Here is an 18,626-nt window from a genome sequence, read left to right on the forward strand (position 1 = left end):
AAATAAAGGCGCCGAAGCGCCTTTAAAAGATAGCTGAATCAGTCGATTACTGATAATCGCTCAGCGGCACGCAGGAGCAGAACAGGTTACGGTCACCGTAAACGTCATCAAGGCGTTTCACGGTCGGCCAGTATTTGTTCGCTACGCCCACCGGGAAGACGGCGATTTCGCGGCTGTAACCGTGATTCCACTCCGCGACCAGCTCATTTTGCGTGTGCGGGGAGTTAACCAGCGGGTTATCTGTAAGCGACCATTCACCGGCTTTCACGCGATCGATCTCTGCGCGGATTGCCAGCATCGCATTGATAAAGCGATCCAGTTCCACTTTGCTTTCCGATTCAGTCGGTTCCACCATCAGCGTACCCGCTACCGGGAACGACATGGTCGGCGCATGGAAACCGTAATCGATCAGACGCTTGGCAATATCCAGTTCGCTGATGCCGGTCTCTTCTTTCAGTGGGCGAATGTCGAGAATACATTCATGTGCCACGCGACCATCGCGACCGGTATACAGCACCGGATAGGCATCTTTCAGACGGCTGGCAATGTAGTTAGCGTTCAGGATCGCCACCTGGCTTGCCTGCTTCAGACCTTCTGCGCCCATCATACGGATGTACATCCAGCTGATCGGCAGAATGGATGCGCTACCGAACGGTGCCGCAGAAACCGCGCCCTGACGGGTGAGCATCCCTTCAATCTGTACTACGCTATGACCCGGCACGAACGGCGCCAGATGCGATTTAACACCGATTGGTCCCATACCTGGGCCGCCGCCGCCGTGCGGAATGCAGAATGTTTTATGCAGGTTAAGGTGTGAGACATCGGCACCGATAAAGCCCGGTGTGGTGATCCCAACCTGAGCATTCATGTTCGCGCCATCAAGATAAACCTGGCCGCCAAACTGGTGCACAACGTCGCACACTTCACGGATCGTTTCTTCATACACGCCATGAGTAGAGGGATAGGTCACCATGATGCAGGAGAGGTTTTCACCCGCCTGCGCCGCTTTTTCACGCAGATCGCCAAGATCGATGTTGCCGTTCTTATCACAGGCGACAACCACTACCTGCATACCCGCCATCTGTGCGGAGGCCGGGTTGGTACCGTGGGCAGAGGCCGGGATCAGACAGATATCGCGATGGCCTTCGTTACGGCTTTCGTGATAATGGCGAATCGCCAGCAGACCCGCATACTCGCCCTGCGCGCCGGAGTTCGGCTGCATGCAGACTGCGTCATAACCAGTCAGTTTTACCAGCCATTCGGAAAGCTGGCCGATCATCTGGTGATAACCTTCTGCCTGCTCTGGCGGGCAGAACGGATGCAGTTCAGCGAATTCCGGCCAAGTGATAGGGATCATCTCGGCGGCAGCGTTCAGCTTCATGGTGCAAGACCCCAGCGGGATCATTGCCTGGTTCAGGGCCAGATCTTTGCGCTCCAGCGAGTGCATGTAACGCATCATCTCGGTTTCGCTGTGATAGCGATTAAACACCGGATGGCTGAGGATCGCATCGTCGCGCAGCATGCTGTCCTGAATGGAACGGCTGTCGAGCGCCACGTCTTTGTCCAGCGTTTCGATGTTCAGACCGCGGCTGTCTCCCAGCAGAACATTGAACAACTGCACCACGTTTTCACGGGTGGTGGTTTCATCGAGCGTAATACCTACCGCGTTATGGATATCGCTACGCAGGTTGATTTCTGCTGCTTCAGCACGCGCCAGTACCGCAGCCTTATCGGCCACTTCAACACACAAAGTGTCAAAGTAGTGCGCATGACGCAGCTTCAATCCTTTCTGTTGCAGACCGGCTGCCAGAATATCGGTCAGACGATGGATGCGATTAGCGATGCGTTTCAGGCCAACCGGGCCATGATAAACGGCATACAGGCTGGCGATGTTGGCCAGCAGAACCTGCGAGGTACAAATGTTGGAGTTCGCTTTCTCGCGGCGGATATGCTGTTCGCGAGTCTGCATCGCCATGCGCAGGGCGGTATTACCCGCTGCATCTTTGGAGACGCCGATAATACGGCCTGGCATGGAGCGCTTGAATTCGTCTTTAGCGGCAAAGAATGCCGCGTGCGGGCCGCCGTAGCCCATCGGTACGCCGAAGCGTTGCGCAGAGCCGAAAACGATATCCGCGCCCTGTTTGCCCGGTGCAGTCAGCAGTACCAGCGCCATAAAGTCGGCAGCGACGCTGACCACTATTTTACGGGATTTCAGCTCAGCCATCAGGGCGCTGTAGTCGTGCACTTCACCGGTGGTGCCAACCTGCTGCAACAGCACGCCGAACACATCCTGATGATCCAATGCTTTTGCCGCGTCATCAACAATGACGTCAAAACCAAAAGTTTGCGCACGAGTACGCACTACGTCCAGCGTTTGCGGATGAACATCAGCCGCCACAAAGAAACGGTTAGCGTTTTTCAGTTTGCTGACGCGTTTGGCCATCGCCATGGCTTCAGCTGCAGCAGTAGCTTCATCCAGCAGAGAAGCGGAAGCCATGTCCAGGCCGGTCAGGTCCAGCGTCACCTGCTGGAAGTTCAGCAGTGCTTCCAGACGGCCCTGGGAGACTTCCGGTTGATACGGGGTGTAGGCGGTGTACCAACCCGGGTTTTCCAGCATGTTACGCAGGATAACCGGTGGCAGCTGCACGGCGGTGTAGCCCATGCCAATGTAGGACGTGAAGCGCTTGTTACGCCCGGCGATGGCTTTTAATTCAGCCAGCGCAGCGTATTCGGTCGCCGCCTCGCCCACCTGTGGCGGGGTTGCGAGCTGAATGTCTTTCGGCACAATCTGGCCGATCAGCGCGTTTAACGACTCGGCGCCAACCGCATTCAGCATCTCTTGCTGCTGCGCGGCGTCCGGTCCGATGTGGCGTTCAATGAAAGCGCCGCTATTTTCAAGCTGGCTTAACGTCTGTGTCATGGGCGATGGTTCCTGAAACGTGCAGTGAATCGTAGGTGTCTCTACTTACCTGAATACGCAAAAAATTCGCGTTGCAGGAAGGCGGCGACGCAGCACATCCCCAGGAGCTTACATCAGTAAGTAACTGAGGTGTGCAAGAAAGCCAACACACCTGCAACGTGAAGAATGAAGCGTATTTATTCGTCTTCTAACAAAGCTTCATATGCAGTCGCATCCAGCAGCGATTCAATTTCGCTTTCATCGCTGGCTTTGATTTTGAAGATCCAGCCCCCTGCATACGGCTCGCTGTTGACCAGTTCCGGGGAGTCGCTGAGCGCGTCGTTAACCGCAACAATCTCACCGCCTACTGGCGCATAAATATCGGATGCCGCTTTTACGGATTCCGCAACGGCGCAGTCATCGCCCGCGCTGACGGTTGCGCCAACTTCGGGCAGGTCAACGAAAACCATGTCACCTAACAGCTCCTGAGCATGTTCGGTGATCCCAACGGTGTAAGAGCCGTCAGCTTCTTTGCGCAGCCATTCGTGTTCTTTGCTGTATTTCAGTTCTGCAGGTACGTTGCTCATCAATCAATCTCCAAAAAAGGATGAATTACGCGACGGCTTTGCCGTTACGCACAAAAACAGGTTTAGTCACTTTTACCGGCATTTCGCGGTTACGGATCTGTACGATCGCGGTCTCACCAATACCCGCAGGGACACGCGCCAGCGCGATGCTGTAACCCAGGGTTGGGGAGAATGTCCCGCTGGTGATAATACCTTCCTGCTGATTGCCGGAAGCATCGGTGAAACGCACCGGCAGTTCATTACGCAGTACGCCTTTCTCGGTCATCACCAGTCCAACCAACTGTTCGTGGCCTTTTTCACGCTGCATTTCCAGCGCTTCCCGACCGATAAAGTCGCGGTCAGTCGGTTCCCACGCGATAGTCCAGCCCATGTTGGCCGCCAGCGGGGAAATGCCTTCGTCCATCTCCTGACCGTACAGGTTCATGCCGGCTTCCAGACGCAGCGTGTCGCGCGCGCCAAGACCGCAAGGTTTGACACCTGCTTGTACCAGCGCACGCCAGAAGTCTGCCGCCTTTTCACTCGGCATGGCAATTTCATAGCCTGCTTCGCCGGTATAACCGGTGGTTGCGATAAACAAATCACCCGCCTGAACGCCGAAGAACGGCTTCATGCCTTCTACCGCCTGGCGCTGCTCGTCAGTAAACAATGTGGCTGCTTTTTCCTGCGCGTTTGGGCCCTGCACCGCAATCAGCGACAGATCATCTCGAACGGTGATGTCGATGGCGTAAGGTTCAGCGTGTTGGGTAATCCAGGAGAGGTCTTTTTCGCGGGTGGCGGAGTTTACAACGAGGCGGAAGAAATCTTCAGTGAAGTAGTAGACAATCAGGTCATCTATCACGCCGCCCGACGCGTTGAGCATACCGGAGTAGAGGGCTTTACCCGTCTTCGTTAGCTTCGCGACGTCGTTTGCCAGCAGATAACGCAAGAACTCCCGGGTGCGGCTACCGCGCAGGTCGACGATGGTCATATGTGACACATCAAACATTCCGGCATCGGTGCGAACAGCATGGTGTTCATCAAGCTGAGAACCGTAATGCAGTGGCATCATCCAGCCATGGAAATCTACCATGCGCGCGCCACATAGCGTGTGTTGTTCGTACAAAGGAGTCTGTTGAGCCATCTTTTCCTCGTTGAATAAGCGGGGCTACCAACTCTTTCGCGGTGAAATTTTCGCCACGAAACCCAGCACCGCAGCCGCTCCAGGGGCCACGACGCAAACGTTCTCTTTGTCCTGAACTTACCACCGAAACAGACGCTAAACCATAAGGCAAAATTAACCATCACATTAGCTTATGGCCAAAAACAGCAAAATCACCGGCAGAACAAAACCCCACCCATACGACAAATAATCAGAACAAAAAATAAATACAAGCTGGAATTAACAGCACCAACCAACATTAAATGTGGAAAAATTGTCAAAAATGGCGTTATGAAAAAAACGTAATATTAAAAAAACTAATGCGAAAAAAGGCGTGGAATTAGATTATTTCAAATGAGAGAAGCACCCCGGCGCGCAGGCCGGGAGTGGAAAGTGTGACGGGTCTCAAACTCTTAAGATTGTCCTTACGGACGCTAGCGTAACCACTCAGGAAGATCGTTCAGTCCCATCGCCTGGCGGATGAGCTGTGGTTTTACGCCTGGCAGGGTATCGGCCAGTTTCAGACCAATATCACGCAGCAGTTTTTTCGCCGGATTCTCGCCAGCAAACAGTTCACGAAAGCCCTGCATACCGGCCAGCATCATCGCTGCGCTGTGCTTACGGCTGCGCTCGTAGCGGCGCAAATAGAGATACTGACCAATATCTTTGCCCTGACGCTGTAGCCGCTTCAGCTCATCGATCAGCTCCGCCGCATCCATAAAGCCAAGGTTAACCCCCTGACCCGCAAGCGGGTGGATGGTATGCGCCGCATCCCCCACCAGCGCCAGACGATGAGCAGCGAATTGACGGGCATAGCGTCCCGTCAGCGGAAACGCCTGACGCTCGCTTTCAAGGCTGCACAGCCCCAGGCGATTATCAAAAGCGATATTCAGCGCCTGATTAAACTCATCAACGCTTGCCTGCTGCATGCGTTCTGCTTCCTGCGGCGAGAGCGACCAGACGATAGAGCACAGGTGCGGGTCACTGAGCGGCAGGAACGCCAGGATCCCCTCACCGTGAAACGCCTGCCGCGCAACCGCGCCGTGAGCTTCCTGCGTACGGATAGTCGCCACCAGCGCATGATGACGGTAATCCCAGAAAGTGAGCGGAATATCCGCTTTGTTGCGCAGCCAGGAGTTAGCGCCATCGGCGCCGACCACCAGGCGAGCGGTCAGCATTGCGCCATCTTTCAGGGACAGAAATGCCTCATTCTCACCCCAGGCTACCTGCTGTAACTCAGCGGGCGCCATCAGCGTAATGTCCGCTGAACGCTGCGCTTTTTGCCAGAGTGCGTAATGGATCTCTGAGTTTTCAACGATGTGGCCTAAATGGCTGTAGCCCATGCTCTGGTCATCAAACGCAATACGCCCAAAGCTGTCTTTGTCCCAGACTTCCATGCCGTGGTAGCAACAAGCGCGACGGGCAACAATGTCGGACCAGACGCCCAGTCGGCTAAGCAGTTTTTCACTGGCGGCATTAATGGCCGATACGCGAAGCTGAGGAGGTGCATCCGCCGCCAAAGGCTGCGGAACATGTTGTTCTAACACCGCAACGCGCAACCCGCTGCCCTGCAAGCCGCAGGCAACCGCCAGTCCCACCATGCCGCCACCAACAATTGCTACATCAACACTTTGCACTGTTTGCTCCTGAAAATAGGACAATCAAAAACCGTAGGCCGGATAATGCAAATCCGCCATCCGGCATTACTTCCGCGACATTGCCTGATGGCGCTGCGCTAATCAGGCCAGCTTCTTTAATTCGGCCTACAGGATATATCTATCGCGCAACCCAACCGAGGGTCCGCTCCGCCAGCGCATCGCGTGCAGGCGTGAATAATTCCATCGCCATCAGCCCGACATTACGCCCAACGATCAGCGGGGCCCAGCGATTGGCAAACAAATACACCAAATTGTTGGTCACACCAATCGTCGTTTCGCGATCGCGTTCGCGGCGCTGCTGATAGCGTGCCAGTACCGCATAATCACCGATATCTTCCGCGCAGTTTTGCGCCTGCGTCAACGTCTCAGCCAGGCTCATCACATCGCGCAGACCAAGGTTGAAACCTTGTCCGGCAATGGGATGCAGCGTCTGTGCTGCGTTCCCCACCAGCACAGTACGATGGATAATGGCTTTTTGCGCCGAGGTTAATGAAAGCGGATAGGCGTTGCGTTTACCGGCCTGGGTAATACGCCCCAACCGCCAGCCAAACGCAGTTTGCAGTTCGCGGCAAAATTGTTCGTCGGACCAGGCCATAATCTCATCACGCCGCTCCAGCGGATGGCACCACACCAGCGAGCAGCGACCATCAGACATCGGTAGCATTGCCAGCGGACCATATTGTGTGAAACGTTCAAACGCTCGCCCGTCATGCGCAACGGAGGTCGTGACGTTGGCAATCACCGCCAGTTGTTCATAGGGTTGTTGCTGCCAGTCAACGCCGCAGGCGGTAGCCAGTGCGGAGCGCGTGCCATCGGCGGCCACCAACAGGCGACCATTGATCATCTCGCCATTTTCCAGCGTAACCTCAACGCGTTCCTGCGTGCGTGACACGCTGGCTACACGGTCGGGGCAGTGTAGCGTGATGCCCGGCGCTTTACGCAGCAGCGCAAACAAACGCAGCCCGACATCGTGCAGTTCCACCACCTGGCCCAGCGCCGGAATACGGTATTCCTGCGCATCCAGCGTCACAAATCCGGCATGGCCGCGATCGCTGACGTGAACCGTTTTGATCGCCGTTGCGCAATCGGCAATCGCCTGCCATACGCCAATTCGCGCCAGCTGTTGGCAGGTCCCTGCCGCCAGCGCGATCGCCCGGGCGTCAAACCCTGGATGGCGGTCAGTTTCAGGTTCGCTCGCTTCTATCAGGTGAACAGGCAGAGTCCCGTGGCTGAGCTGAGAAATGGCCAGCGCCAGCGTTGCACCGACCATACCACCGCCAACGATAATCACGCTCATTGCAGCCGCGCCGCAGCCATTAAGGCTTCAATGTCATCCGCTTTCTTCACCACGCTGGCGGTCAGGTTCTCATTGCCGTCCTCGGTGATGAGGATGTCATCTTCAATACGAATGCCGATACCACGATAAGCAGGCGGCACATCGGCGTCCGGCGCGATATACAGCCCCGGTTCGACGGTGAGCACCATTCCTGGCTCGAGAATACGTGAGCGGTCCTGACCATAAACGCCAACGTCGTGCACATCCAGTCCCAGCCAATGGCTAAGACCATGCATAAAGAATGGGCGATGCGCATTTTCGGTAATCAGTTGGTCGATCTCGCCGTGCAAAATGCCAAGCTTCACCAGACCCGTAATCATGATGCGCACCACTTCGCCGGTGACTTCCTGGATGGACGTCCCCGGGCGATACAGGCGCAGACTGGTCTCTAATGACTCCAGTACGATGTCGTAGATTTCACGCTGAGCAGGGGAAAATTTGCCGTTTACCGGGAAGGTACGCGTAATGTCGCCCGCATAACCTTTGTATTCACACCCGGCGTCAATCAACACCAGATCGCCATCGCGCATTTCACTTTCATTTTCGGTGTAATGGAGAATACAGCCGTTTTCGCCGCTGCCGACAATCGTGTTATAGGATGGGTAACGCGCGCCATGGCGAGTAAACTCGTGGTGAATCTCCCCTTCCAACTGGTATTCAAACATTCCCGGACGGCATTTTTCCATCGCGCGGGTATGCGCCAGCGCACTGATCTCTCCGGCACGGCGCATGACCGCAATTTCTTCTGCTGATTTGAACAGGCGCATTTCATGCACCATTGGACGCCAGTCGATGACCGCAGCGGGTGCGTGCAGATTTTGTCTGGAGCCTTTACGCAGTTTATCCAACGCCGTGCACACAATCTCATCTGCCCAGGCATATTCGCCCTGTGCGTGGTACACCGCGTCCAGGCCATTGAGCAACAGGTGCAGTTGTTGGTTGATTTCACTGAAGGCCAGCGCCCGGTCAACGCCGAGTTTTGCCGGTGCGGCGTCCTGGCCCAGACGGCGGCCAAACCAGATCTCCGCCGTCAGATCGCGAACCCGATTAAACAAAACGCTGTGGTTATGAGTGTCATCACTTTTAATCAGCACCAGCACGGCTTCCGGTTCGTTAAAACCGGTGAAGTACCAGAAATCACTGCTTTGGCGGTACGGGTATTCACTGTCCGCGCTGCGCGTCGCTTCAGGCGCGGCAAAAATCAGCGCGGCGCTGCCGGGCTGCATTTGTGCCAGTAAAGCCTGGCGACGACGCTGGAATTCTTGCTGAGATATCTCGCTCATCACACTCTCCTTTGCGTTTCGTTCTTAGTGCAGAGTCGGTTTACGGATTTCCGGCGCGGTCGGCTGCTGACGCGTAAACGTGTCATGACACAGCAAGGCGGCTACGCGCACGTATTCGATAATCTCTTCGAGCGACATTTCCAGCTCTTCCTGATCTTCGTCTTCGTCATATCCCAACTGAGCGATATTGCGCAGGTCGTCAATCGCTTCACCGGTTTCACCGGTCACCTTGTCGAGCTTTGGCTGCGTAACGCCAAGGCCCAGCAAAAAGTGGTTTACCCACCCCGCCAGCGCATCGGCACGATCAAACACGCTAACATCGTCGCCTTCAGGCAGATAAAGCTGAAAAAGGAAACCGTCGTCCTCGAGGGCATCGCTGGTGGCAGAGTGCATTTTCATCAGTGCCTGAGCCAGCTCGTGACCGAAGGCCAAACCTTCGTTCGTCAGGTCGTGCAGCAGCGGCTGCCATGAGCTGTCGTTGTTGCCGCCGCAAATCATCCCGCTGATCAAGCCGTGCATTTCGGCCGGGGTTAATCCAGCCCCTTGTTGGTTCAAAAACTGGCTAACGTCGTTGTAGCCAGGCATTTCGTTCTGTATAGACATAAGCATTCGTCATCAAAGGGAGGAATATTCATGGTATGCTACCACTTTGGGCCCTGGTGGACCAGAAAAGGGCTTGTATCTTGATACCAGGGTAGCTATAGTGTCGCCCCTTCGCGGACCCAAGGTCTGGAGACGAAGGCAGCGCAGTCAATCAGCAGGAAGGTGGCATGTCTGCACAACCCGTCGATATCCAAATATTTGGCCGTTCACTGCGAGTGAATTGCCCGCCTGAACAAAGGGATGCGTTGAATCAGGCTGCGGACGATCTCAATCAGCGATTGCAAGATCTGAAAGTTCGCACTAGAGTCACAAATACTGAGCAGTTGGTTTTCATCGCCGCGTTGAACATCAGCTATGAATTAACTCAGGAAAAAGCGAAGACGCGTGAGTACGCGGCGAGCATGGAACAACGTATTCGGATGCTACAACAGACCATCGAACAGGCGTTGCTTGATCAGGGTCGCATAACCGAAAAAACGGGCCAAAACTTTGAATAACACTTTTCGGTTTACTGTGGTAGAGTGACCGTGAAGACAAAATTTCTCTGAGATGTTTGCAAGCGGGCCAGTCCCCTGAGCCGATATTTCATACCACAAGAATGTGGCGCTCCATGGTTGGTGAGCATGCTCGGCCCGTCCGAGAAGCCTTAAAACTGTGACGACGCATTCACCTTGAACCAAGGGTTCAAGGGTTACAGCCTGCGGCGGCATCTCGGAGATTCCCTTCTACCTGGCAACAGCCATGACACTACTTTCTGAACTCCCTTTATCCCGGCAAGAAATTCGTCAACTGATTCGACAGCGTCGTCGCGCGCTGACCTCTGAACAGCAACGACACTACGGTCAGCAAGCCGCGACCCGAATGCTCAGTTTTCCCCCTGTTGTACTCGCGCATACTGTGGCGGTATTTCTCTCGTTCGATGGCGAACTCGATACCCAGCCGCTGATAGATCAGCTGTGGCGAGCGGGCAAGCGCGTTTACCTTCCGGTTCTTCATCCCTTCAGTCCCGGTAATTTACTGTTCCTGCACTATCATCCGCGCAGCGACCTGGTGACCAATCGCTTAAAGATCCAGGAACCACGGCTTGATGTACGCGACGTATTGCCGCTGTCAAAGCTGGACGTACTGATTACGCCGTTAGTGGCATTTGATGAGGACGGGCAACGCCTGGGCATGGGCGGCGGATTTTACGACCGCACGCTACAAAACTGGCAGCAGCATAAGATCCAACCCGTGGGCTACGCGCATGACTGCCAGTTGGTAGAAAAATTGCCGGTTGAAGAGTGGGATATCCCGCTGCCAGCGGTGGTGACGCCGTCCAAAATCTGGGAGTGGTAGCCGTTTTTTGCCGATTGACAGCGCCGTTTTTTTGACCTAAATTCCTCGGTGAAGGGTGAGGGAGGCGAACCTCCCTCCTGCGTACTCTCTGTTAATATGCTGGGCAAGCGATGATTAACAGGATCAGCAGCATGATGACGTATCTCATCATCGTCCCTTTCCTTTTTAGAGCCCCTGCTTCGGTAGGGGCTTTCCCGTTTCAGCGCTATGCTGCGCCCCTATCGTAAATTCCTTTTATTGCTGTACAACACGCAACGCTGCCTTTAGTTGCCAACTGCGGCAAAGCTCGAAAACAGAATGTATGCGTTACAGAAAGAGATTTTGAGGCAGGGAAATCAGAGGAAAGATGGGCAGGTCAACCGCCTGCCCATGTAGAGGAAATCAGTACAGCAGACGAGCGCGAATGGTTCCAGGAAGGGCTTTCATCGCCAGCAGCGCTTTCTCCGCCACATCTTCATCCGCTTCAATATCGATAACCACATAACCTACCTGCGCGGAAGTTTGCAGATACTGCGCGGCAATGTTGACGCCCTGCTCGGCAAAAATCTGGTTCAGTGCCGTCAGTACGCCCGGACGGTTTTCGTGAATGTGCATCAGACGACGACCACCGTGCAGCGGCAGCGAAACTTCCGGGAAGTTTACCGCAGACAGCGTAGACCCGTTGTCGGAATACTTGGTCAGTTTCCCAGCTACTTCCAGACCGATGTTTTCCTGCGCTTCCAGCGTTGAACCACCAATGTGCGGCGTCAGGATCACGTTATCGAAATCACACAGCGGCGAAGTGAAAGGATCGCTGTTAGTTGCCGGCTCGGTTGGGAATACGTCGATTGCAGCCCCCGCCAGATGTTTAGTCGCTAATGCGTCGCACAACGCAGGAATATCAACAACCGTACCGCGTGCGGCGTTAATCAGCAGCGCCCCCGGCTTCATCAGCGAAATCTCACGCGCGCCCATCAGGTTTTTGGTGGAGGCATTTTCCGGCACGTGCAGACTGACCACGTCGCTCATATTGAGCAGGTCGGAAAGATGCTGTACCTGCGTGGCATTGCCAAGCGGGAGTTTATTTTCAATATCATAGAAAAAGACATGCATCCCGAGCGATTCCGCCAGAATGCCCAACTGAGTACCAATGTGGCCGTAGCCGATGATCCCCAGTTTTTTACCACGCGCTTCAAAAGAGCCGGTAGCCAGTTTATTCCACACGCCGCGGTGCGCTTTGGCGTTCGCTTCGGGTACGCCACGTAGCAGTAGCAGCAGTTCGCCAATCACCAGCTCAGCAACGGAACGTGTGTTAGAGAATGGTGCGTTAAATACAGGGATCCCGCGCTTTGCCGCTGCACTTAGATCAACCTGGTTGGTGCCAATGCAGAAGCAGCCAATCGCGACCAGTTTCTCTGCGGCGTCAATCACATCTTCAGTCAGATGGGTACGGGATCGCAGGCCAATGAAGTGGGCATCACGGATGGACTCTTTCAGTTGTTCAGTGTCCAGAGCACCTTTGTGAAACTCGATGTTGGTATAACCTGCTGCACGAAGGCTTTCGAGTGCTTTTTGGTGCACGCCTTCAACCAGCAGAAATTTAATCTTATCTTTCTCCAGTGATACCTTTGCCATTTCCCCGACCCTGTCTTTTTTGTTCAAACTGATGTGTTGTGTGTGGGATTTTCATCCGTCTCTTCAACATATCAAAAAATAATATTGCGGCAATATGAACGTTTGCGTCGCCGTGCTGAAGAAATGTCATTCAACGGGAAATGTCAGAGGAAAATACTGGCGATAACTTTTTCTTTGGAGAGATCGGCAGGACAATATTATAAACGTGACACAAGTCACCAAATTTGCCCTGCCAAAATTTTTTTAACGGGAGAAGACGCTCCCGTCAGATCATTTTACGATAGTTTTCACGCCGTCAGGCGTACCGATCAGCGCGACATCCGCACCACGGTTGGCAAACAGGCCGACGGTTACCACACCTGGAATCGCATTGATGGCATTTTCCAGCGCGATGGCGTCGAGGATCTCCAGACCGTGCACATCGAGGATGACGTTGCCGTTGTCCGTCACGACGCCCTGACGGTATTCAGGACGACCGCCCAGCTTCACCAACTGGCGAGCCACAGCGCTGCGCGCCATTGGGATCACTTCGACCGGCAGCGGGAAGTTGCCGAGAATATCGACTTCTTTAGACGCATCCGCGATGCAAATAAATTTCTTCGCCACGGAAGCAATGATTTTTTCACGGGTCAACGCTGCGCCGCCGCCCTTGATCATCTGCATGTGACCGTTGATTTCATCCGCGCCGTCAACGTATACGCCGAGGCTATCCACTTCGTTAAGATCGAACACGTGGATGCCAAGGCTTTTGAGTTTTTCAGTCGATGCGTCCGAACTGGATACCGCACCTTCAATCTGACCTTTCATTGTGCCCAGCGCATCAATAAAGTGTGCGGCTGTTGAACCTGTACCTACGCCCACAATGGTGCCGGGCTGTACATACTGAAGTGCCGCCCATCCTACTGCTTTTTTCAGTTCATCCTGCGTCATGATCGTTTCGCCTGTGGTGTGAATATGGTGGGAAAATTCACGCGCATTATAGAACATTGTGCAGAAAAATGTCCCCACACCCGCTCGCAAGCGGCGGATTTCGTCTTTACCCAATCAAAAATTGTGTCATAGTGCAGAACAAGCAAAAATTTCAGGAGTGCGTCAAAGCAATGAAACGTCCGGACTACAGAACACTACAAGCACTGGATGCGGTTATTCGTGAACGAGGATTTGAACGCGCGGCGCAAAAGCTGTGCATCACGCAATCCGCGGTTTCACAGCGCATAAAACAGCTTGAGAATATGTTCGGACAACCGCTGCTGGTGCGCACCGTACCGCCGCGCCCAACGGAACAGGGACAGAAACTACTGGCGCTTCTGCGCCAGGTTGAACTGCTGGAAGACGAGTGGCTGGGCGATGAACAAACCGGCTCGACGCCGCTTCTGCTTTCGCTGGCGGTGAACGCCGACAGTCTGGCGACCTGGTTACTTCCGGCGCTGGCCCCGGTACTGGCTAATTCACCGATTCGACTGAACCTGCAAGTTGAAGATGAAACCCGAACCCAGGAACGTCTGCGTCGTGGTGAAGTAGTCGGTGCGGTGAGTATTCAACATCAGGCGCTGCCAAGCTGTCTGGTGGATAAACTGGGCGCGCTGGACTACCTGTTTGTTGGCTCTAAACCTTTCGCCGAGCGTTATTTCCCAAACGGCGTCACCCGTTCCGCCCTGCTGAAAGCCCCGGCGGTCGCGTTTGACCATCTTGATGATATGCACCAGGCGTTCTTGCAACAAAACTTCGACCTGCCGCCGGGCAGCGTACCGTGCCATATCGTTAACTCGTCTGAAGCCTTCGTCCAGTTAGCCCGTCAGGGAACAACCTGCTGCATGATCCCACACTTACAGATTGAGAAAGAGCTGGAAAGCGGTGAGCTTATCGACTTAACGCCAGGCCTGTTCCAGCGTCGGATGCTATACTGGCACCGCTTTGCACCAGAAAGCCGCATGATGCGCAACGTCACCGACGCGCTGCTGGCCTATGGCCACAACGTACTGCGTCAGGATTAATTCCTCGAACAGAGGCCGGATAGCGGCGTGACGCCTTATCCGGCCTGCAAGCCTTTCCCCTCTTTTCATGCTATTCCCGCCACGTCTTTGAAATACATCACAAAATAAAACACGCCACACGGCAAAAAACGACGTCCTGTTGGCTATTTTTTGCTGGCGACAAGCCAAATGAAAAAGCACACCGTATTCGCAAAGATTCAACTTATTGCGTAATACGGAGCAAAAAATGGCTAATGTGCAGGAGTGGCAAACACTCGCCAATAAAGAACTCAGTCGACGGGAAAAAACCGTTGAGTCGCTGGAAAGACAGACGGCGGAAGGGATTACCATCAAGCCGCTGTACACCGAAGCGGACCTCGATAATTTGGAAGTCACGGGCACCCTGCCCGGTCTGCCGCCTTACGTGCGTGGCCCGCGCGCCACAATGTATACCGCGCAGCCGTGGACGATTCGCCAATACGCCGGTTTCTCTACCGCCAAAGAGTCCAACGCCTTTTACCGCCGTAACCTCGCCGCTGGGCAAAAAGGGCTTTCCGTCGCCTTTGACCTTGCCACTCATCGTGGTTATGACTCAGACAACCCGCGCGTAGCGGGCGACGTCGGCAAAGCCGGCGTGGCGATCGATACCGTCGAAGATATGAAGGTGCTGTTCGACCAGATCCCGCTGGATAAGATGTCGGTATCGATGACCATGAACGGCGCGGTGCTGCCGGTGCTGGCGTTTTATATCGTCGCGGCGCAGGAGCAAGGCGTGACGCCGGAACAGCTCACCGGGACCATTCAGAACGATATTCTGAAAGAGTACTTGTGCCGCAACACCTACATTTATCCGCCAAAACCCTCCATGCGCATTATCGCCGACATCATCGCCTGGTGCTCAGGCAACATGCCGCGCTTTAACACCATCAGCATCAGCGGCTATCACATGGGTGAAGCCGGGGCAAACTGCGTACAGCAGGTGGCGTTTACGCTGGCAGACGGTATTGAATACATCAAGGCCGCGCTTTCCGCCGGACTGAAAATTGATGACTTCGCCCCGCGCCTGTCATTCTTCTTCGGCATCGGCATGGATCTGTTTATGAACGTCGCCATGCTGCGCGCTGCACGGTATCTGTGGAGCGAAGCGGTCAGCAGTTTTGGCGCGACCAACCCGAAATCTCTCGCTCTGCGTACCCACTGCCAGACCTCAGGCTGGAGCCTGACCGAGCAGGACCCGTACAACAACGTGGTACGAACCACCATTGAAGCGCTCGGCGCTACGCTTGGCGGCACCCAGTCTCTGCATACCAACGCTTTTGATGAAGCACTCGGTCTGCCCACCGATTTCTCCGCCCGTATTGCGCGTAATACGCAGATCATCATTCAGGAAGAATCAGAGATCTGCCGCACCGTCGATCCGCTGGCCGGATCGTATTACGTCGAATCACTCACCGATCAAATCGTGAAGCAGGCGCGCACGATCATCAAGCAGATTGATGAGGCAGGCGGCATGGCGAAGGCGATTGAAGCCGGACTTCCTAAACGGATGATCGAAGAAGCGTCCGCGCGCGAACAGTCGCTGATCGACCAGGGTAAGCGCGTTATCGTCGGGGTGAACAAATACAAGCTGGATAAAGAAGACGACACGTCGGTGCTGGAGATCGACAACGTGAAGGTGCGCAACGAGCAGATTGCCTCACTGCAGCATATCCGCGCCACCCGCGACAATGATGCGGTTAAAGCCGCGCTATCCGCGCTGACCCACGCTGCGCAACAGAATGAAAATCTGCTGGCCGCCGCCGTCAACGCCGCCCGCGTTCGCGCCACGCTCGGTGAAATCTCCGATGCGCTCGAGGCCGCCTTTGACCGTTATCTGGTTCCCAGCCAGTGCGTTACCGGGGTGATTGCACAAAGCTATCACCAGTCCGACAAATCCGCCGATGAGTTCGATGCCATTGTTGCGCAAACCGAACAGTTCCTCGCAGAAAATGGCCGCCGCCCGCGTATTCTGATCGCCAAGATGGGTCAGGACGGCCACGATCGCGGCGCAAAAGTGATCGCCAGCGCCTACTCCGATCTCGGCTTCGATGTCGATCTCAGCCCGATGTTCTCCACACCGGAGGAAATTGCCCGTCTGGCGGTAGAAAACGATGTGCATGTCATTGGCGCATCATCGCTGGCGGCGGGTCATAAGACATTGATCCCGGAGCTGGTCACCGCGCTCAAAGGCTGGGGACGCGAAGACATTTGCGTCGTCGCCGGCGGGGTTATTCCGCCACAGGATTACGCTTTTCTACACGAACATGGCGTGGCAGCCATTTATGGCCCAGGCACGCCAATGCTCGACAGCGTCCGCGATGTGTTAACCCGTATCAGTCAGCATCATGATTAACGCCGCCACGCTTGAGGATACCGTCCGCCGCTTGCGACTCGGTGAACGGGCTACGCTCGCCCAGGCGATGACGCTGGTCGAAAGCAATCACCCGCGCCACCAGCCGCTGAGTACGCAATTGCTGGACGCGATTATGCCGTTCACCGGTAACGCCCTGCGTCTGGGGATCACCGGCACGCCGGGCGCGGGTAAAAGCACCTTTCTGGAAGCATTCGGCATGCTGTTGATTCGCCGCGGGTTACGGGTAGCGGTGATCGCCGTCGATCCCAGCAGCCCGGTCAGCGGCGGCAGCATTCTGGGTGATAAAACCCGCATGACGGAACTGGCTCGCGCAGAATCTGCGTTTATACGTCCGGTTCCTTCCAGCGGTCATTTAGGCGGTGCCAGCCAGCGCGCCCGCGAATTAATGCTGCTGTGCGAGGCGGCGGGCTTCAACGTGGTGATTGTGGAAACCGTCGGCGTTGGGCAGTCAGAAACCGAAGTCGCAGGCATGGTGGATTGCTTTCTCTCACTGCAAATCGCCGGCGGTGGCGACGATTTGCAGGGCATCAAAAAAGGCCTGATGGAGATGGCGGATCTGGTCGTCATCAACAAGGACGACGGTGATAACCGTACCAGCGTTGCCATCGCCCGCCATATGTACGAATCCGCCCTGCATATTCTGCGCCGCAAATATGACGAGTGGCAGCCGCAGGTTCTGACCTGTAGCGCCCTGGAAAAACGCGGCATTGAGGAGGTTTGGCAGGCGATAACCGACTTTAAAACGTGCCTTACCGCCAGCGGTCGACTGGAAAAAGTCCGCCAGCAGCAGGCGGTGGAATGGCTACACAAGCAGGCTGAAGAAGAAGCCCTGCATCTGCTGTTTGCCCGGGCTGATTTCGACCGGTATTTCCAGCAGACGCTGCTGGCCGTCAAAAACAATGATCTTTCGCCGCGCACCGGCCTGCGGCACATCAGCGAATTTATCCAGCATCATTACTTTCAATAAAGAGAACATTATGTCTTATCAATACGTCAACGTGGTCATCATCCAGAAAGTCGCGGTCATTGAGTTCAATTACGCCCGCAAGCTCAATGCCCTGAGCAAAGTGTTTATTGACGATCTGATGCAGGCGCTGAACGACCTCAATCGTCCGGACATTCGCTGCATCATTCTGCGCGCCCCGAGCGGGGCCAAAGTGTTCTCTGCCGGGCATGATATTCATGAACTCCCCACCGGACGTCGCGATCCGCTCTCTTATGACGATCCGCTGCGTCAGATAACTCGTATGATCCAAAAATATCCGAAGCCGGTGATCTCCATGGTTGAAGGCAGCGTCTGGGGCGGCGCGTTTGAGATGATCATGAGTTCCGATCTGATCATCGCAGCCAGTACGTCTACCTTCTCCATGACCCCGGTCAACCTCGGCGTGCCCTATAACCTGGTGGGCATCCACAACCTGACCCGCGACGCTGGTTTTCACATCGTTAAGGAGCTGATTTTTACCGCCTCGCCCATCACCGCTCAACGCGCCATGGCGGTCGGGATCCTCAACCATGTCGTTCCAACCGAGGAACTGGAAGATTTCACCCTGCAAATGGCGCATCACATCTCGGAAAAAGCGCCGCTGGCAATCGCCGTCATCAAAGAAGAACTGCGCGTGTTGGGCGAAGCACACACCATGAACTCTGACGAATTCGAGCGCATTCAGGGCATGCGCCGCGCGGTATATGACAGCGAGGATTATCAGGAAGGGATGAACGCGTTTATGGAAAAACGTAAACCTAATTTTGTTGGCCATTAATCACGTCCGACGAAGGAGACG

Annotated in this window: 15 protein-coding genes and 1 other RNA gene; 7 read left to right on the forward strand and 9 right to left on the reverse strand. The window is 55.0% G+C overall.

Features of this window, described 5'->3' with window-relative positions; translation table 11 throughout:
• Window positions 1-46: 46 nt before the first annotated feature.
• From gcvP to N0B36_RS13565, 7 genes are all read right to left on the reverse strand, one after another.
• Window positions 47-2,920 carry an aminomethyl-transferring glycine dehydrogenase gene (gene gcvP / locus N0B36_RS13535; protein WP_259688487.1) on the reverse strand — a complete coding sequence of 958 codons (2,874 nt, stop codon included), beginning with the start codon at window positions 2,918-2,920 and terminating at the stop codon, window positions 47-49.
• 176 nt (window positions 2,921-3,096) lie between these two features.
• Window positions 3,097-3,486, reverse strand: a complete 390-nt coding sequence (gene gcvH / locus N0B36_RS13540) for a glycine cleavage system protein GcvH (RefSeq protein ID WP_003026965.1) — start codon at window positions 3,484-3,486, stop codon at window positions 3,097-3,099.
• Between the two features lie 25 nt (window positions 3,487-3,511).
• Entirely contained in the window at window positions 3,512-4,606 is a 1,095-nt protein-coding gene (gene gcvT, locus N0B36_RS13545; protein WP_047499315.1) for a glycine cleavage system aminomethyltransferase GcvT, read from the reverse strand.
• 452 nt (window positions 4,607-5,058) lie between these two features.
• A complete protein-coding gene (ubiI, locus tag N0B36_RS13550; RefSeq protein ID WP_016154357.1) occupies window positions 5,059-6,261 on the reverse strand; it encodes an FAD-dependent 2-octaprenylphenol hydroxylase in 1,203 nt (400 codons plus the stop codon).
• A gap of 139 nt (window positions 6,262-6,400) precedes the next feature.
• Window positions 6,401-7,579, reverse strand: coding sequence for a 2-octaprenyl-6-methoxyphenyl hydroxylase (ubiH, locus tag N0B36_RS13555; protein ID WP_200047150.1), 1,179 nt, complete (start codon window positions 7,577-7,579; stop codon window positions 6,401-6,403).
• Window positions 7,576-8,901, reverse strand: a complete 1,326-nt coding sequence (pepP, locus tag N0B36_RS13560; protein WP_259688489.1) for a Xaa-Pro aminopeptidase — start codon at window positions 8,899-8,901, stop codon at window positions 7,576-7,578. Before pepP ends, ubiH begins: the two co-directional genes overlap by 4 nt.
• A 24-nt stretch (window positions 8,902-8,925) precedes the next feature.
• Window positions 8,926-9,504: a YecA family protein gene (locus N0B36_RS13565; RefSeq protein ID WP_141875622.1), complete on the reverse strand. Its 579-nt coding sequence runs from the start codon at window positions 9,502-9,504 to the stop codon at window positions 8,926-8,928.
• Window positions 9,505-9,671: 167 nt separating this feature from the next.
• Between N0B36_RS13565 and zapA the strand changes: the two genes are divergently transcribed.
• The 3 genes from zapA to N0B36_RS13580 all read left to right on the forward strand — a co-directional run bounded on the left by zapA (window position 9,672) and on the right by N0B36_RS13580 (window position 10,842).
• Window positions 9,672-10,001, forward strand: coding sequence for a cell division protein ZapA (gene zapA, locus N0B36_RS13570; RefSeq protein ID WP_003026980.1), 330 nt, complete (start codon window positions 9,672-9,674; stop codon window positions 9,999-10,001).
• Between the two features lie 41 nt (window positions 10,002-10,042).
• A non-coding RNA gene (gene ssrS, locus N0B36_RS13575) (6S RNA) lies at window positions 10,043-10,226 on the forward strand.
• A 19-nt stretch (window positions 10,227-10,245) separates the two neighbouring features.
• Window positions 10,246-10,842: a 5-formyltetrahydrofolate cyclo-ligase gene (locus tag N0B36_RS13580; protein ID WP_047414432.1), complete on the forward strand. Its 597-nt coding sequence runs from the start codon at window positions 10,246-10,248 to the stop codon at window positions 10,840-10,842.
• A 381-nt stretch (window positions 10,843-11,223) separates the two neighbouring features.
• Here N0B36_RS13580 and serA read toward each other — a convergent pair whose 3' ends face one another.
• Window positions 11,224-12,456 (reverse strand): phosphoglycerate dehydrogenase, encoded by a 1,233-nt coding sequence (gene serA, locus N0B36_RS13585; protein ID WP_016154363.1) that lies wholly within the window; start codon window positions 12,454-12,456, stop codon window positions 11,224-11,226.
• 270 nt (window positions 12,457-12,726) lie between these two features.
• Window positions 12,727-13,386: a ribose-5-phosphate isomerase RpiA gene (gene rpiA, locus N0B36_RS13590; protein ID WP_016154364.1), complete on the reverse strand. Its 660-nt coding sequence runs from the start codon at window positions 13,384-13,386 to the stop codon at window positions 12,727-12,729.
• A gap of 170 nt (window positions 13,387-13,556) precedes the next feature.
• On the opposite strand from rpiA, the gene argP reads away from it, so the two are divergent.
• From argP to scpB, 4 genes are all read left to right on the forward strand, one after another.
• Window positions 13,557-14,450: a DNA-binding transcriptional regulator ArgP gene (gene argP / locus N0B36_RS13595; RefSeq protein ID WP_003825477.1), complete on the forward strand. Its 894-nt coding sequence runs from the start codon at window positions 13,557-13,559 to the stop codon at window positions 14,448-14,450.
• 226 nt (window positions 14,451-14,676) lie between these two features.
• Window positions 14,677-16,821: a methylmalonyl-CoA mutase gene (gene scpA / locus N0B36_RS13600; RefSeq protein WP_181626959.1), complete on the forward strand. Its 2,145-nt coding sequence runs from the start codon at window positions 14,677-14,679 to the stop codon at window positions 16,819-16,821.
• Window positions 16,814-17,809, forward strand: a complete 996-nt coding sequence (gene meaB, locus N0B36_RS13605; RefSeq protein ID WP_181626958.1) for a methylmalonyl Co-A mutase-associated GTPase MeaB — start codon at window positions 16,814-16,816, stop codon at window positions 17,807-17,809. The genes scpA and meaB overlap by 8 nt, the downstream gene beginning before the upstream one ends.
• Before the next feature lie 10 nt (window positions 17,810-17,819).
• The gene (scpB, locus tag N0B36_RS13610; RefSeq protein ID WP_016154367.1) at window positions 17,820-18,605 is read left to right on the forward strand and encodes a methylmalonyl-CoA decarboxylase; all 786 of its coding nucleotides are present in this window, start codon (window positions 17,820-17,822) and stop codon (window positions 18,603-18,605) included.
• Window positions 18,606-18,626 lie beyond the last annotated feature (21 nt).

The sequence above is a fragment of the Citrobacter sp. XY323 genome (assembly GCF_025106035.1).
Lineage (GTDB): Bacteria > Pseudomonadota > Gammaproteobacteria > Enterobacterales > Enterobacteriaceae > Citrobacter > Citrobacter braakii.

What these genes read in the sequence shown, in the direction of transcription:
- rpiA (WP_016154364.1), bottom strand. Translation starts at nt 13,386, where the DNA reads ATGACGCAGGATGAACTGAAAAAAGCAGTAGGATGGGCGGCACTTCAG.
- gcvP (WP_259688487.1), bottom strand. Translation starts at nt 2,920, where the DNA reads ATGACACAGACGTTAAGCCAGCTTGAAAATAGCGGCGCTTTCATTGAA.
- meaB (WP_181626958.1), top strand. Translation starts at nt 16,814, where the DNA reads ATGATTAACGCCGCCACGCTTGAGGATACCGTCCGCCGCTTGCGACTC.
- ubiH (WP_200047150.1), bottom strand. Translation starts at nt 7,579, where the DNA reads ATGAGCGTGATTATCGTTGGCGGTGGTATGGTCGGTGCAACGCTGGCG.
- serA (WP_016154363.1), bottom strand. Translation starts at nt 12,456, where the DNA reads ATGGCAAAGGTATCACTGGAGAAAGATAAGATTAAATTTCTGCTGGTT.
- argP (WP_003825477.1), top strand. Translation starts at nt 13,557, where the DNA reads ATGAAACGTCCGGACTACAGAACACTACAAGCACTGGATGCGGTTATT.
- scpA (WP_181626959.1), top strand. Translation starts at nt 14,677, where the DNA reads ATGGCTAATGTGCAGGAGTGGCAAACACTCGCCAATAAAGAACTCAGT.
- pepP (WP_259688489.1), bottom strand. Translation starts at nt 8,901, where the DNA reads ATGAGCGAGATATCTCAGCAAGAATTCCAGCGTCGTCGCCAGGCTTTA.
- gcvH (WP_003026965.1), bottom strand. Translation starts at nt 3,486, where the DNA reads ATGAGCAACGTACCTGCAGAACTGAAATACAGCAAAGAACACGAATGG.
- scpB (WP_016154367.1), top strand. Translation starts at nt 17,820, where the DNA reads ATGTCTTATCAATACGTCAACGTGGTCATCATCCAGAAAGTCGCGGTC.
- N0B36_RS13580 (WP_047414432.1), top strand. Translation starts at nt 10,246, where the DNA reads ATGACACTACTTTCTGAACTCCCTTTATCCCGGCAAGAAATTCGTCAA.
- N0B36_RS13565 (WP_141875622.1), bottom strand. Translation starts at nt 9,504, where the DNA reads ATGTCTATACAGAACGAAATGCCTGGCTACAACGACGTTAGCCAGTTT.
- gcvT (WP_047499315.1), bottom strand. Translation starts at nt 4,606, where the DNA reads ATGGCTCAACAGACTCCTTTGTACGAACAACACACGCTATGTGGCGCG.
- zapA (WP_003026980.1), top strand. Translation starts at nt 9,672, where the DNA reads ATGTCTGCACAACCCGTCGATATCCAAATATTTGGCCGTTCACTGCGA.